General features: G+C 65.8%; 14 protein-coding genes and 1 other annotated feature. Of the genes, 5 read left to right on the top strand and 9 right to left on the bottom strand.

Annotated features, from left to right (window positions below):
- Window positions 1-49 precede the first annotated feature (49 nt).
- Genes sphst_RS17790 through sphst_RS17780 form a run of 3 tightly spaced genes read right to left on the bottom strand, consistent with a single transcriptional unit; the run spans window position 50 to window position 2,999 of the window.
- Window positions 50-706 (bottom strand): TadE/TadG family type IV pilus assembly protein, encoded by a 657-nt coding sequence (locus tag sphst_RS17790; RefSeq protein ID WP_159043700.1) that lies wholly within the window; start codon window positions 704-706, stop codon window positions 50-52.
- Entirely contained in the window at window positions 703-1,302 is a 600-nt protein-coding gene (locus sphst_RS20780) for a TadE/TadG family type IV pilus assembly protein (protein WP_051916449.1), read from the bottom strand. Before sphst_RS20780 ends, sphst_RS17790 begins: the two co-directional genes overlap by 4 nt.
- The gene (locus sphst_RS17780; protein WP_159043699.1) at window positions 1,299-2,999 is read right to left on the bottom strand and encodes a TadE/TadG family type IV pilus assembly protein; all 1,701 of its coding nucleotides are present in this window, start codon (window positions 2,997-2,999) and stop codon (window positions 1,299-1,301) included. The genes sphst_RS20780 and sphst_RS17780 overlap by 4 nt, the downstream gene beginning before the upstream one ends.
- 75 nt (window positions 3,000-3,074) lie before the next feature.
- Here sphst_RS17780 and sphst_RS17775 point away from each other — a divergent pair, with 75 nt between their 5' ends.
- Window positions 3,075-3,785 (top strand): squalene/phytoene synthase family protein, encoded by a 711-nt coding sequence (locus sphst_RS17775; RefSeq protein ID WP_234387731.1) that lies wholly within the window; start codon window positions 3,075-3,077, stop codon window positions 3,783-3,785.
- A gap of 80 nt (window positions 3,786-3,865) precedes the next feature.
- Entirely contained in the window at window positions 3,866-4,345 is a 480-nt protein-coding gene (locus tag sphst_RS17770; protein ID WP_107045908.1) for an EF-hand domain-containing protein, read from the top strand.
- Here sphst_RS17770 and trmFO read toward each other — a convergent pair.
- On the bottom strand, window positions 4,281-5,648 hold the full coding sequence (gene trmFO, locus sphst_RS17765) for a methylenetetrahydrofolate--tRNA-(uracil(54)-C(5))-methyltransferase (FADH(2)-oxidizing) TrmFO (protein ID WP_031393265.1): 1,368 nt from the start codon (window positions 5,646-5,648) through the stop codon (window positions 4,281-4,283). The two genes, sphst_RS17770 and trmFO, sit on opposite strands and share 65 nt — an antisense overlap.
- Window positions 5,649-5,706: 58 nt before the next feature.
- Here trmFO and sphst_RS17760 point away from each other — a divergent pair, with 58 nt between their 5' ends.
- The gene (locus tag sphst_RS17760) at window positions 5,707-6,138 is read left to right on the top strand and encodes a DUF488 domain-containing protein (RefSeq protein WP_031393264.1); all 432 of its coding nucleotides are present in this window, start codon (window positions 5,707-5,709) and stop codon (window positions 6,136-6,138) included.
- Window positions 6,139-6,311: 173 nt separating this feature from the next.
- Window positions 6,312-6,367 (top strand) — a sequence feature (sul1 is cis-regulatory element that is thought to sense ions involved in sulfur or methionine metabolism; They are found in Alphaproteobacteria).
- A gap of 71 nt (window positions 6,368-6,438) precedes the next feature.
- Window positions 6,439-7,920, top strand: a complete 1,482-nt coding sequence (locus sphst_RS17755; RefSeq protein ID WP_031393263.1) for a SulP family inorganic anion transporter — start codon at window positions 6,439-6,441, stop codon at window positions 7,918-7,920.
- A 106-nt stretch (window positions 7,921-8,026) separates the two neighbouring features.
- Here the strand turns inward: sphst_RS17755 and sphst_RS17750 are convergent, their stop codons facing one another.
- The 4 genes from sphst_RS17750 to yaaA form a co-directional block, all read right to left on the bottom strand.
- Window positions 8,027-8,377, bottom strand: coding sequence for a DUF952 domain-containing protein (locus sphst_RS17750; RefSeq protein WP_031393262.1), 351 nt, complete (start codon window positions 8,375-8,377; stop codon window positions 8,027-8,029).
- Window positions 8,374-11,154 (bottom strand): DNA gyrase subunit A, encoded by a 2,781-nt coding sequence (gyrA, locus tag sphst_RS17745; RefSeq protein WP_107045907.1) that lies wholly within the window; start codon window positions 11,152-11,154, stop codon window positions 8,374-8,376. Before gyrA ends, sphst_RS17750 begins: the two co-directional genes overlap by 4 nt.
- Before the next feature lie 198 nt (window positions 11,155-11,352).
- A complete protein-coding gene (locus tag sphst_RS17740) occupies window positions 11,353-12,039 on the bottom strand; it encodes an SDR family NAD(P)-dependent oxidoreductase (protein WP_031393260.1) in 687 nt (228 codons plus the stop codon).
- The gene (yaaA, locus tag sphst_RS17735) at window positions 12,036-12,785 is read right to left on the bottom strand and encodes a peroxide stress protein YaaA (RefSeq protein WP_031393259.1); all 750 of its coding nucleotides are present in this window, start codon (window positions 12,783-12,785) and stop codon (window positions 12,036-12,038) included. Before yaaA ends, sphst_RS17740 begins: the two co-directional genes overlap by 4 nt.
- Window positions 12,786-12,948: 163 nt before the next feature.
- Between yaaA and sphst_RS17730 the strand changes: the two genes are divergently transcribed.
- A complete protein-coding gene (locus sphst_RS17730) occupies window positions 12,949-14,241 on the top strand; it encodes a hypothetical protein (RefSeq protein WP_031393258.1) in 1,293 nt (430 codons plus the stop codon).
- Between the two features lie 100 nt (window positions 14,242-14,341).
- Here the strand turns inward: sphst_RS17730 and sphst_RS17725 are convergent, their stop codons facing one another.
- Window positions 14,342-14,809, bottom strand: coding sequence for an Lrp/AsnC family transcriptional regulator (locus sphst_RS17725; RefSeq protein ID WP_031393257.1), 468 nt, complete (start codon window positions 14,807-14,809; stop codon window positions 14,342-14,344).
- Window positions 14,810-14,857: the final 48 nt, after the last annotated feature.

The following is a 14,857-nucleotide window of genomic DNA, read 5'->3' as shown; positions in this document are numbered from 1 at the left end:
CGGGTGAGCCGTTGCTGATCGCTCCGACCGGGTTCACCGGTCGGAGCGATCATGCTGCGTAGGTCGAGCACAGACTCGGCGTGACTCCCGCAACGGCGGCCAGGGTCTGGTCGTTGCGTTCGCGCACATTGTAAACCGCTTCAGCACGCAGGACCGGGGCGCCGAAGAATCGCTGCGAGACGAGCGGCTGATACTTGTAGGTCACCTCGATGAAGATCAGCGCGGTTCCGGGGGCCGCCGCAATCTTGCGACTGGCCAGTCCCATATATTGCAGGCTTGCATCGGCCTTGCCCTTGTCCTGCAGGCCATAAGCCGGCTGCGAGGCACTTGTGTTCAGCGCCCCCGTGCACCGCTGCCAACGGATCCACTGTCCCGCCTTCGTGCCGGTCTGACCATTGGGTTCGACGCTCGAAATCACGACGCGGCCGTTATCGGCAAAGTCGATATCGGTCCCTAGCAACCTCGGGCTGAGCAGGACCTCGTTGACATCGGCCTCGTTGATCGAATCCCGCACGCGTGCGACGTTGTCGGACGCGGTCGTGGCGATCTGGTTGACGCGCATCTTGGCGATCGACATGTGCGTCAGTTCGGCGCCGGCGAGACCCAGTGTCAGCAGGAACGGCGCAACGATCGCAAATTCGATCATCGCGAGCCCGCGCGTGTCCGCGAGAACCCTTGGCCTTGCGGTGCGGTCCGTCCTCGTCATGGCTTGGTACATACGACCGTCGGTGCCGCACGCGAGGTAAAGGGCTGGTTACGTACCAGCGTCGTTTCCGTGACTGTCCGGGTGCGCGTCCAGCCCATGAGCGGTCCGACCGGCGTCAGATTGGGGTATCTCACGGTCGCCGTGTAGAAGATGACGTCGTCCGCGCTACCAACACCGTCATCGCCAGGCGTCGCGTCGTAAATGCCGTTGTTGTTCGCATCTTCGAAACAGTCCCCGAGATTGAACGTGCCGCGCGGGTCCGTGTCCGACGTGATCTTCTCGGGCTTGCCGACATTCGAGAAGTTGTAATAGCGGCGCGTCGACACTGTGACATATTCTGCCGGGACGACGGCGCGGACCTCGGCCTTGATCGTTGCGCTCACGTTGGCGGCGGTCGTATTGCCGACCGTGGTCAGCCGTGATGCCTTTGCGAGCGCGCCTTGTACCATAGCCTCGACATAATTCTGATACCCGACCTCCAGGATCATCATCAGCAACCCGATCAGTAACGGTACGATCAGGGCGAATTCGACGATTGTTGCGCCCGCGACGTCTGCCGCAATGCGCCACCTTGCCGGCGCTAATCGCGCGATCACTGGCTCACCCGTAGCGATCCGACCTTGGTACCGATTTCCTTGAACTTCTGGATGAGCGCGGCGGACGTGGTGATGCCTGACGCCATGGAAGGCTGTGTCGCGCAATCCCGCATGTCGTTGGTCAGCGTGGTCGAAAACGCAATGACGTACAGCTGGATACCCTGCGCCCTGGCAGCATTGCAGGCCATGCGAAATCGCTGGAGATGGCGCGACAGCTGCGCTGCGGCGAGCTGAGTGGTATTGCCCGTCGTCGTTCCCAGCACGCGCTTGTCGCGCTCCTCCGCGCCATAGGTCGTATAGACGTCCAGGTATGGCGACAGGTCGCCGTCGGTCATGAAGATCATGAACTTCCTGACCGAGAAGCCGCGAAGCTTTCTTGGATTGTCCGGATCGCTCTGATTGTTCGTTTCGGGCGTTGCCGATGCGAAGATGCCGTCCGATGAGATAAACCGGGCGCCCCATATCATGCCGATATCATGATAGGTGCCGCCAAGCGGTTGCAGATCATTGAGGTATTTCATGAAGCCGGCCTTGTCGCCGTAGTATTCCTTCAGGCGGCTGGCCTCGCTGGCGCAGTATTTCGGGTCGGTATAGATGGCGCGCCGGTCGGGATCGAATTCCGTCTCGGGCCACCACGGCGCCCAACGGCTGGCGTCCGAGTTCGGCAACCGGTTGATGTCGAGGTCCCACGCGTCCGACGGTGCCGTCGTCAGCGATCCGCCGTCGATCGTCGTGTTGTTGGTCTGGCGCTCCTCGATGCACCCGGCCCATTTCGATGTCGCCGCGCTGGGCGATCCGCCAGGCGTCGGTACCGAGGCGCCCGTCTTGAACGTCGCGGTGTTCAGCGTCGCCTGCTGGTAGGTCCAGTAGTTCGAGCAGACCCCCCAATAGCTTGAATAGCTGCCGTCATACGCGTTGCACCAGTTCAGCGAGCTGTAGACAGGTCCGCCGGTCCGGGCCCGCGTCTGATAGGGTGCGCTGTTGCGGATATAGCTCGCATCCTTGGCATAGACGAGCCTGCCGACATTGACCGTCGCATTATAGGGCACAAAGCCATAGCGAAGCCTGAGGTTGTTGTTGTGCAGCTGGTTCTGTGCAGACTCCAGGGTGTCGTAGAGGGACTCGGACGCATCGCGCAGCGCCTGCATCTTCGATCCGGATTGTTCGATCTCGCCGCAGGCGTCATTGGGGCGGCTCGTCGGGCAGTTCATCGATCCCGACATGTCGAGGACGAGCACGACGTCCGTGCCGACGAAATCCTGCGTCGCCGCGCAGGTGATCGACAGGGGCAAGGTGTTGAACCCGAAGATCTTCATCACCGTGGTCGGTATCGCGGTCGTCGCGGTGATCCGGACGGTACCAACGGCGGGAACGGTGACCACGGGAGTGAACGGGGTCGTGTCGAAGGCCCCGCTGGGGAAGTTGAAGTTAAAATAGTTTCTGGCTTCGGTTTCGACGTCGCTCGTCAGCGTCGGGCCCGCCAGCAGGCGCCGCGCCGCCAGCGAGCCCGCGTCGCAGGCCTGCTGCAGCCGGTCACGCGCGACATAGGCGCGTGACATGTCCAGCCCGGACCCGACCATCGCCAGCAGCGGCATGATCGCGAAGGCGACGATCACCAACGTGTTGCCTTTGACGTTCCGCCGCAGACGCGCGAGGAACGTCAGCGCTGCAAATTTCGGGGCAATCGTCTTGGCCATGAATGTCCCACTGGATCTTGATCGCGCACCCATGCCCGGCAATCCGGTAAGCCCGGCTCAAGAGATATGGTTAACGTGAGCGGGGGGCGTGCCCTGCGACGCGTTCGCAGCTATGGCAGCGCGATGGTCGATCCTGCCAACTTACCCAATCCCGAGCGCGCGCTCGCCCTGAGCTATGCGCCGGCCTCGACCCGGCCCGGGCTCGAGGCGCTGTTCGCGCTCGACACGGCGCTCGGCACGATCCTCAAGACGACGCGCGAGCCGATCGTCGGGCAGATGCGGCTGACCTGGTGGTATGAGGCGCTCGGGCGGCTCGACACCGCGCCGCCGCCGGCCGAGCCCGTGTTGCAAGCGCTCGGACGCCATGTCGTGCCGCAGGTCGGCGGCGCGACGATCGCGACGATCGCCGAGGGGTGGGAGGCGCTGCTCGAAACGCCGCTTGACGATGCAGCGGTCGAACGCTTTGCCCGTCTGCGCGGCGGGCAGCTGTTCGCGGCGGCGGCATCTTTGCTGGCGGTGTCGGACGATCGCATCGCGGCGGCGGGCGAGGGATGGGCGCTGGCGGATCTATCGCTGCGGCTGTCGGATCCGGCACGCGCGGCAGGCGTGGCCGCGATGGCGCGCGGGCGGCTCGACACGGCGCTCACCGGCCGCTGGCCACGACGCGCACGATCGCTCGGCGCACTCGCACTGCTGGCGCGGGCCGATCTTACCGCGCCGGAGCATCCGGCCGGCAGCCCGAAGCGGGTCGGCCGTCTGCTGCTGCACAGACTGGTCGGATACTGACCGGTTCGTTTGAGATCGGCGCGCGGCGGGATTAGCCTTGCGCCTGGACGGGGACGTCCGGGGGCGGGGGGAGACCGGGGATGTGGCGATACCTGACGGGTGGCGCGGCGCTGATCGCGCTGATCGGTGCGGCGATACTGGGTTTTGGCGGCAAGGTGCGATCGGGGCCAGTGCTGGCACCACAACCGACCGCGCAGGCGCAGACCCCGGCGCAGGCGGACGGCGGGACCGACCCCTTGCCGCGCACGGCGCCGCGCGCGACCGATGCGACGCGCGAACAGCGGCGATTTCAACGGTATGACAAGGATCGCGACGGTGCGGTGACGCGCGACGAATATCTGGTCGCGCGGCGCAAGGCCTATACGAAGCTCGACGTCGATGGCGACGGGCGGCTGTCGTTCGACGAATGGGCGGTTAAGGCGACGACCAAGTTCGCCGGTGCGGATGCGGACAAATCGGGCGCGATGACCGCGCCCGAATTTGCCACCACCGCGGTCAGGCGGAAGCCGTCGTCTCGGGCTGCCTGTCCGCCGATTCCGCCGTCGTCTGAGGAGAGTTGAGCCACGCCGCGAGCGCCGCGCGGCCGCGATCGGTGTACATCCGCTTGCGATCGGTCTTCTTGGTGCGGCCGGGGATCGGCGGGAACAGCCCGAAATTGACGTTCATCGGCTGATAGGTCTCCGCCTCTGCGCCACCGGTGATGTGGCCGAGCAACGCGCCGAGTGCGGTCGCAAAGGGCGGCGGCGTCAGCGTCTGGCCGGTCAGTTCGGCGGCGGCGAACCGGCCCGCGAGCAGGCCGATGCCGCAGCTTTCGATATAGCCCTCGCACCCCGTGATCTGCCCGGCGAAGCGGATGTTCGGCCGCGATTTCAGCCGCAGCGTCGCGTCGAGCAGCTCGGGCGATCGGATGAAGGTGTTGCGGTGAAGGCCACCCAGCCGCGCGAACTCCGCATTCTCCAGGCCCGGGATGGTCCGGAACAGCCGGACCTGATCGGCATGCTTCAGCTTGGTCTGGAAGCCGACGATGTTCCACAGCGTGCCCTGCGCATTGTCCTGGCGCAGCTGGACGACGGCGTGCGGCCAGCGCCCGGTCTTGGGATTGTCGAGCCCGACGGGCTTCATCGGCCCGTAGCGCAGCGTGTCGACGCCGCGCTCCGCCATCACCTCGATCGGCATGCAGCCGTCGAAATAGGGCGTGTCCTTCTCCCAGTCTTTGAACGGCGTCTTCTCGCCATCGACCAGGCCCTGATGGAAGGCGAGATACTGGTCCTTGTCCATCGGGCAGTTGATGTAGTCCTTGCCCTCGCCCTTGTCCCAGCGCGAGGCGAACCACGCCGTCTCCATGTCGATCGAGTCGCGGTGGACGATCGGCGCGAGCGCGTCGAAAAAGGCGAGTGCCTCGCGGCCGGTCTCGGCGCCAATCCCTGCGGCGAGCGAGGCGGCGGTGAGCGGGCCGGTCGCGACGATCGTCGGGCCGTCGGGCAGCGCGTCGATGCGTTCGCGGACGAGCGTAATGTTCGGATGCTGGTCGATCGCCTCCGTCACGCTGTTCGAGAAATTGTCGCGGTCGACCGCGAGCGCGGAGCCGGCGGGGACGCGGTGGATATCCGCCTGACGCATGATCAGCGAGCCGAGCGTGCGGAGTTCCTGATGGAGCAGGCCGACCGCATTGCTCTCCGCATCGTCGGATCTAAAACTGTTCGAGCAGACGAGTTCGGCGAGGCCGTCGGTCTGGTGCGCGGGCGTGGCTTCGCCGCTGCCGCGCATTTCGGAGAGGCGGACCTTGAGGCCGGCTTCGGCGAGCTGCCAGGCGGCTTCGGATCCGGCGAGGCCGCCGCCGATAACATGGATGTCGTGGGTCATTCCCGCCAGATAGCGCCGGACGCTTGCCGTGTCAGCGGTCCAATCCCACTTCGCTCTCATGAAGATCTTCACGATCGGCTATGAAGCCACCACGATGACGGACTTTCTCGCGGCGCTGAGGCAGGCCGGGGTCGAGCGGGTGATCGACGTCCGCGCGCTGCCGCTGTCGCGTAGGCCGGGATTCTCGAAGACGTCGCTTGCGGCGTCGTTACGCGAGGCGGAGATCGATTACACGCATCTGAAGGCGCTCGGGACGCCGAAGCGCGGGCGCGATGCAGCGAAGAAGGGTGACGTCGCGACGCTGACCGCGGTGTATGACGAACAGCTCGAACTGCCCGAGGCGCAGGCACAGGCGGCGATCATGCTCGCGCTCGCGGCGGAGAAGCCAAGCGCGCTGCTGTGTTACGAGCGCGACCCCTGCCATTGCCACCGGACCCTGCTGTTGCAGGCGGTGGGCGAGGGGGCCGAGGTGGTCGACCTGTTTACGTGATTTTCGACGGGCTTGACCCTCCGTCATCCTGACGAAAGTCAGGATCCAGAGCCACGAACGGTGAACTTCAGCAACTCTGGATCCTGACTTTCGTCAGGATGACGGGGTTGTGGAGTAAGAGTGGCAGACCGCGTTGCAATGCAGCACCGTATCCGCTAGCAGGCCCGCATTCGCTTGGACCCGGTGCAATTCCGGGTGGCTATTCCGGCCGCCGATCCGCCGGACAACGCAACGACGCCATTGTGAACACCCGCGACCGAAAGCGTCGCCGCGGTTCGTGCGTCCTATGCGGACACATCCATGACAATTTCTGCTTTTTCTCGTTACCGCGCCGAGTGGTATAGCGGCCCGACGGCCGCGCGGCGTGACATTCTCGCCGGCATGGTCGGCACTTTCGCGCTGATCCCCGAGGTCATCGCCTTTTCCTTCGTCGCCGGCATCGATCCCGAAGTCGGCCTGTTCGCCTCGTTCGTGATCGGCATCGTCATCGCCTTTGCGGGCGGTCGCCCCGCGATGATCTCGGGGGCTGCGGGGTCCGTCGCGCTGGTCGCCGCCGCGCTCGTTCATGCGCACGGGCTTCAATATCTCCTCGTCGCGACGATCCTCGCGGGCATGCTCCAGATCGCGTTCGGGCTAGCCAAGCTCGATGTGCTGATGCGCTTCGTCTCGCGCTCGGTCCATGCGGGGTTCGTCAACGCACTCGCGATCCTGATCTTCTCGGCGCAGGTGCCGCAGATGGTGGGGGTCAGCTGGCAGGCCTATGCGATGATCGCGGGCGGGCTTGCGATCATCTATCTCGTGCCGCGGATCTCGAGTGCGATCCCGTCGCCGTTGATCTGCATCGTCGTGCTGACCGCAATCGCGATGTGGTTTCCGATGCCGCTGAAGACGGTCGGCGATCTCGGGCGGCTGCCCGATTCGCTGCCGTCGTTCGGATTCCCCGACGTGCCGCTCAGCTGGGATACGCTGCGCATCGTCGCCCCCTATGCGCTTGCGATGGCGGCGGTTGGGCTGCTCGAATCGATGATGACCGCCAATGTCGTCGACGAGCTGACCGAGACGCGCAGCTCGAAGGCGCGCGAATGCACCGGGCTCGGGCTCGCCAATGTCGCCGCGGGCGCGTTCGGCGGGATCGCCGGGTGCGGGATGATCGGGCAGACCGTCGGCAATGTCCGCTATGGCGGCACCGGACGGCTCTCGACGATGGTCGCGGGCGTGTTCCTGCTCGTGGTCATGGTGCCGCTGCGGCCATGGGTCGCGCAGGTGCCGGTCGCGGCGCTGGTCGCGATCATGATCATGGTGTCGATCAGCACCTTTTCCTGGGGCTCGCTGCGCGACCTCGCGCGGCACCCGAAGATGTCGAGCGTCGTCATGCTGGCGACCGTCGTCGTCACCGTCGCAACGCACGACCTGTCGCTCGGCGTCGGCGTCGGCGTGCTGCTGAGCGGCGTGTTCTTCGCGTGGAAGGTCACGCGGTTGATGGACGTGGCGGTCGACTACGACGCCGCCAGCGACACGCGGATCTACCGCGTGACGGGGCAGGTGTTCTTCGCCAGCGCGGATATCTTCGCCGACACGTTCGACCTGCGCGAAGAGGCGAAGCACGTGCGGATCGACCTGACGGGCGCGCATCTGTGGGATGTGACCGCGGTCGGCGTGCTCGACGACGTGGTCGGCAAGCTGCGGCGGCATGGCGTGGCGGTCGAGGTCGTCGGGCTCAATCGGGCCAGCGAGGTGCTGGTCGACCGGCATGCGCCTTTGATGCGCGATCTGGCGGGGTGATCGGGTAGCGGCGGGGGGGCGGTCTTAGCGACGATCGTCACCTGCCGCCCCCTCCGTCAGGCTCTGCCTGCCACCTCCCCCTGGCGGGGGAGGATTGGTCAGGGGTTTAGCCGGCTACGGGGAGTTTGACCTGGCCGGCGTCGTCGCGTTCGAGCGGGCCGTAGGACAGCACCGTCTCGAGCAGCAGCGGGCCGTTATAGATGTGCGGGAAGAGCTGGCCGCCGCGCGACTCTTCCCATTTCACGTCGTCGCCGATCGCTTCGAGATCGACCGCGGCGACGTAGAGGTCGGACTGGCCGGCGAAGTGCTTGTCGACCGTCTCGGTCAGCTGCTCCGCGGTCGACAGGTGGATATAGCCATCGGCCAGATCGACCGGCGCGCCGGCAAAGCTGCCGCTTTCCAGCGTCGCGAGCTGCTCGCCCGTCAGCACCTTGTAGGCGATAGAATCGCGGCTCATTCGCTATCCCCCTGGCCTTCGGTCGGATCACCCGCTGCGGTGTCTTCGCCGATCGTCGCGCCGGTGTCGGGCGCGAGCTCTGGCGTTGCGTCCGCCAGGTTCACTTCGGCGTCTTCCTCGGTTTCCTCGATCCGCGCGGCCGAGACGACATGCTCGCCCTTCGCCACGTCGAACAGCTTCACGCCCGCCGAGTTGCGGCTGATGACGCGCAGCGACGCGAGCGTCGTGCGGATCAGCTTGGCCTGGTTGGTCACCAGCATCAGCTGATGGCCCTTGGCCGCGGCAAAACTCGCCACCACCGGACCGTTGCGGCCGATATTGTCGATGTTGGTGATGCCCTGACCACCGCGACCTGTGCGGCGGTAATCATAGGCGCTCGACAGCTTGCCATAGCCGTTCTCGCAGACCGTCAGGATGAACTGCTCGCGGTCCTTGAGATCGTTGTAGCGCTCGTCGCCCATCCCGTGATCGCCCTCGCGCTCGCCCTTCCAGGGAGCGAACTTCAGGTACGTCTCGCGTTCTTCGGGAGTCGCGCCGACGCGGTGGAGGACCGACAGCGAGATGACCTCGTCGTCGCCCTTCAGCGTCACGCCGCGCACGCCGGTCGAGGTGCGGCTCTGGAACTCGCGGACGTCGTCGCCGGCAAAGCGGATCGCCTTGCCGAGCCGCGTCGCGAGCAGCACGTCGTCATGCTCGGTGAGCAGCGCGACGCCGATCAGCTTGTCCTCCGAACCCTCTTCGAAGCGCATCGCGATCTTGCCGTTCGACGGCACGTTGGTGAACGCATCCATCGCGTTGCGGCGGACGAGCCCGCGCTGCGTCGCGAACATCACGTGGAGGCGGCTCCACTCGCTGAGATCCTCGGGCAGCGGGAGCACGGTCGAGATCGTCTCGCCCGGCGCCAGCGGCAGCAGGTTGATCATCGGCCGGCCACGCGTGGCGGGGCCACCCTCGGGCAGGCGCCAGACCTTGTAGCGATAGACCTTGCCGAGGTTCGAGAAGAACAGCACCGGCGTGTGCGTCGAGGTGACGAACAGCTCGGTGACGACATCCTCGTCCTTCGTCGACATGCCCGCGCGGCCCTTGCCGCCGCGTGCCTGCGCGCGGAACGTGTCGAGGCTGGTGCGCTTGATATAGCCCTGCATGGTCACGGTGACGACCATGTCCTCGCGCTCGATCAGATCCTCGTCGTCGATGCCGTTGGCGGCGGCCGCGATCTCCGAGCGGCGCGGCGTGGCGAATTCGTCGCGGATCGCGATCAGCTCGCCGCGCATCACTTCGTAGAGTTTTGCCCGATCACCGAGGATGTGGAGCAGCTCGGCGATCGAGGCCGCGAGCACCTTCAGCTCGTCGCCGATCTCGTCGCGGCCGAGCGCGGTGAGGCGGTGGAGGCGCAGGTCGAGGATCGCGCGGACCTGCGGCTCGGACAGCTTGTAGATGCCCTCCTGCTGCTTGTCCTCGACCGCCTCGACGAGTGCGATGTACGGCGCGATTTCGGCGACTGGCCATTCGCGTGCGAGCAGCTTGCCGCGCGCTTCGGCGGGGCTCGACGACCCGCGGATGATGCGGACGACTTCGTCGAGGTTGGTGACGGCGATGACGAGGCCGAGCAACAGATGCGCGCGCTCACGCGCCTTGGCGAGCTCGAACTTCGAGCGGCGCGTGATGACCTGTTCGCGGAACGTGATGAACGCGCCGATGATATCGCGCAGGTTCAGCAGCTCGGGACGGCCACCGCGGATCGCGAGCATGTTGGCGGGGAAGCTCGACTGCGCGGGCGTGTGCCGCCAGAGCTGGTTGAGCACCACGTCGGGGGTCGCGTCGCGCTTCAGGTCGATGACGATGCGCACGCCCATGCGGCTCGATTCGTCGCGAATGTCGCTGACGCCTTCGATGCGCTTGTCCTTGGCGGCTTCGGCGATCTTCTCGACCAGGCCGTTCTTGCCGGTCTGGAACGGGATTTCGGTGAGGACGATCGAACGGCGATCACCCTTGCCCTCTTCGACGACGTGGCGCGAGCGGACGATGATCGAGCCGCGACCGGTCTCGTACGCGGACTTGGCGCCTGCACGACCGAGGATGATCGCGCCGGTCGGGAAGTCGGGACCGGGGACGATCTCGAACAATTCCTCGGTCGTGATCGCGCCATTGTCCATATAGGCCAGGCACGCGGCGATCACTTCGCCGAGATTGTGCGGCGGGATGTTGGTCGCCATGCCGACCGCGATGCCGCCCGCGCCGTTGACGAGCAGGTTGGGGAAGCGCGCGGGCAGGACCGAGGGCTCGCGCTCCGACCCGTCATAGTTGGGCGTGAAGTCGACCGTGTCCTTGTCGAGATCGCCGAGCAGCGCATTGGCGACCTTGCCGAGGCGGGCCTCGGTGTAGCGCATCGCTGCGGGCGGATCGGGATCCATCGAGCCGAAGTTGCCCTGACCGTCGATCAGCGGCACGCGCATCGACCAGTCCTGCGTCATGCGCGCCAACGCGTCGTAGATCGAGCTGTCGCCGTGCGGGTGATATTTACCCATCACGTCACCGACGATGCGCGCGGACTTGCGATAGGGCTTGCCGGCGACGAAGCCGCTCTCGTGCGCGCCGTAGAGGATGCGGCGATGGACGGGCTTCAGGCCGTCGCGGACGTCGGGCAGCGCGCGGGCGACAATCACACTCATCGCATAGTCGAGATAGCTCGACTTCATCTCGTCGACGATCGAGATGGTGGCAATGCCGGCTGGCTCGCCGCCGGTGGGTTCGGCGAGCATGGTCTCGTCGGTCAAATCTGAAGGCTTTCGGCTTGTTTCGGTACGATGACACACCTTAGCCGAGGGGGGACCACCTTACTACCCCCGCGCACGCGTACGCGCGGGGAGAGGAGAGGTTTCATCGGTATTTGCGGGTGATTGTGGGTTGTCGGCGCGACGCGTTATGCCAGCTTTCGCCGGGGTGACGGATGTCGGGGCAGGCGAAGGCGCGCGTCAGGGGGTAATCTCGACCCCGTCCCACGCGAACAGCTTCCCGCTGTCGGGCGCACGGAGGCCGTCGATCACGTCGAGCAGCTGGACCGCCGCCCGGTCCGGCTTGAACAGCGTGCCGGGCGTCACATTGCCCTGGAACGGCTGCGACAGACCGGTGTCGACCGTACCCGGATGAAGCCCGACGACGATGCCGCTAGAATTGCGCCGCTTGTCCTCGATCGCGATCGTCCGGACGAACTGGTTGAGCGCCGCCTTCGACGCGCGATAGCCGTACCAGCCGCCGAGCTTGTTGTCGCCGATGCTGCCGACCCGCGCCGAGAGGACTGCGAACACGATCCGCCCCGTCTTGGGCATCGTCGGCAGGAAATGCTTGGCGACCAAAGCGGGACCGATCGCGTTGATCGCGAAGTTGCGCGCCATCCACACCGGATCGAGATCGCGCATCGCCTTTTCAGGCCCCTTGTCGCCCGCATGGAGCAGGCCCGTCGCGACGATCACGAGCGTCGGCGACCCGACCTTCGTCGCTGCGGCGGCGATGCTCGCTTCATCCTCCAGGTCCAGATGGCGATCGCCATCGGCCGACCGCGAGAAGCCGTGGACGGCATCGAATGTGCCCTCGTCGCGCAGCGCCTCTTCCAGCGCCTTGCCGATCCCGCCCGAGGCGCCGATGACGACCGCGCTGCTCATCGGCGCACGAACCGCCACTGTGCGTCGGTGCTGCCAGCCGCGTCATAGGCATAGCCGTCGGTGTCGAAGCCCTTCATCCCCTCGATATCGTCGATGCGGTGCTCCAGCATCCAGCGCGCCGCCATCCCGCGCGCCTTCTTGGCGTGGAAGCTGACGAATTTCTGGGCCTCCCCCTCGCGGAAATCGAACGCGACGACGCGGATGCCGGCTGGCAGCTTGCCATCGGCTGCCGCCCAATATTCCTGGCTGGCGAGGTTGAGGATCGTCCCGGAGCCTTCGGCCGCGACGTCCTCGGCAAGAAGCTTTGCAATCCGGTCGCGCCACCAGTCGGTCAGCTTCTTCTGACGGGGTGCCCAGCGCGTCCCCATTTCGAGCCGATAGGGGCGCATCGCGTCGAGCGGACGGAGCAGACCATAAAGCCCGGAAAGCATACGCAGATGATCCTGCGCATAGTCCACCGCCGCCTCGTCGAGCGTCTTCGCGTCGAGCCCGGTATAGACGTCACCCGCGAACGCGAACAGCGCGGGGCGTTCGGGCAGCGTGTCGAAATCGCCGAACCGGTCGGCATTGAGCTTCGCGAGCGCCGGCGAGATGTGCATCAGCTCGCTCAGCCGCTTCTGCGTCAGATGCGCCGCCGCATGCGCCAGCGTCGTCGCCTCGTCGGCGAACCGCGGCTGGGTGGGGGTGACGGGGGGCAGGGCCGTCTCATAGTCGAGCGTCTTGGCGGGCGAGAGGACGGCGATCATGCGGGTCACCTAGCCGTGCAACCCGGCGCGTTCAATCGGCGTTCAGTGCGCGAGACACATAAGGCGTGTCTTCACCCTGATTCCCGCTGCTTGCTTGAACGCAATCGGCCACACCCATATAGCGTCGCGCCAAGTCGCAGATACGCACGAGGAGAGTTCCCGCATGAAGACCATTTCGAAACTCGCACTGGCCGCGGTGCTCGCCACCGGGGTGAGCGGCATGGCACTTAGCGTTCCGGCCATGGCCAAGGACAAGAAGGAAGAGGCCAAGGGCGGTCTCAAGCTGAGCCCCGAGGTCCTGAAGGCCGCGCAGGTCGCACAGCCCGCGATCGCCGCGAAGGATTTCGCCACCGCAGAGCCCGCGCTCGCGCAGATCGACGCAGCCGCGAAGACCGACGACGACAAATATATCGGCGCCGCGCTGCGCTATGATCTGGAACAGCAGAAGCTGGCCGCCGCACAGGCCGCCAACCCCAATGCTCCGATCAACGAGACGGTCTTGGCCGGGCCGCTCGACGTGCTGATCGCCAATCCCAGCACGCCTGCCGACATGCGCGGGCGCTACACCTATCGTCGCGGCGCGCTCGCGTTCAACGGCAAGCAGTATCCGGTCGCGATCCAGTATTTCCAGAAGGCCAAGGCGCTCGGCTTCACCGATCCCAACCTCGACCTCCAGATCGTCAAGGCGAAGATGGAAAGCGGCGACGTGAAGAGCGGCCTCGCCGATCTCGACGCCTCGGTGACGGCATCGACCGCGGCGGGCCAGAAGGCACCTGAGGATTTCTATCGTTATGCGATCAGCAAGGCCAATGCCGCCAAGCTGAAGCCCGAGACCTTTGCTTGGTTGCAGAAATACGCGGTCGCCTATCCGTCGCCCAAGACGTGGCGCGACGTGATCGTGACGTTCGGCCTTCAGCAGAACGGCGTCGTCACGCTCGACGAGACGCAGAAGATCGACCTGTTCCGGCTGATGCGCCAGACCAAGTCGCTGGCCGATCAGAACGATTATCTTGAATATGCGGACAGCGTGAACCGTCGCGGTCTGCCGAGCGAGGCGCAGGCCGTGCTCAAGGAAGGCATGGCTGCGGGCAAGATCCCTGCGACCAACACCATGGCGAAGACCCTGCTGGCGGATACCGGCACGGCGATCCGCAACGACGGCCCCTTGTCCGGGCTCGAGAAGAAGGCCGCGAGCAACGCCGATGGCAAGCTGGCTGCCGGCACCGCTGATGCCTATCTCGGTCAGGATAACTACGCCAAGGCGATCGAACTCTATCGCCTTGCGCTCAGCAAGGGCGGCGTGAATGCCGATGACGTCAACCTGCATCTCGGCATCGCGCAGGCGAAGTCGGGCGACAAGGCTGGTGCCGCGACCTCGTTCGCAGCGGTGAAGACCACGCCGCGTCTGGAGACGGCGCAGCTCTGGTCGGCCTGGATGAACGCCCCCGCCGCCTGAGGGAGTGGCAGGAATGGAAAAGGGGGCGGCAGCGATGCCGTCCCCTTTTTTTGTGCCCCGCGTCGGAGGGGTCGCCGCGGATGCGGCGTTGAGCTTGAGTCTAGTCGAGCGTGACGGGAATGCCCGACAGCGCCTTGGCGGTGCGGATCGTCAGCGAGGTCTTCACGCTGGCGACATTGGGGGCAGGGGTCAGGTGCGTGGTCAGGATTTCCTGGAAGCTCTTCAGGTCGGCGGCGACGATCTTCAGGATGAAGTCGATCTCGCCGTTGAGCATGTGGCATTCCCGGATCTCGGGGATGTCGGCGATGTGCGTTTCGAACGCGGCCAGGTCGTGCTCGGCCTGGCTGCGCAAGCTGACCATCGCGAAGACGGTGATCGGGAAGCCAAGGCGGCCGGCGTCGAGGTCGGCATGATAGCCGCGGATCGCGCCCGCTTCTTCCAGCGCTCGGACGCGGCGCAGGCATGGCGGCGCGGTCAGCCCGACCTGGTCTGCTAGGTCGACATTGGTCATCCGACCGTCGGCCTGCAGAAGCGACAGGATCTGACGATCGATCCGGTCAAAACTCATTACGTGTAACTCCCATGAAACGCGTCAAACACGGCGATCGACCCTCCA

Origin of the sequence: Sphingomonas sp. STIS6.2, assembly GCF_000732685.2 — a bacterium.
Taxonomy (GTDB): Bacteria; Pseudomonadota; Alphaproteobacteria; order Sphingomonadales; family Sphingomonadaceae; genus Sphingomonas; species Sphingomonas aerolata.
The sequence above is the reverse complement of the archived record's forward strand: the minus strand, read 5'-3'. Positions and strand labels throughout refer to the sequence as shown.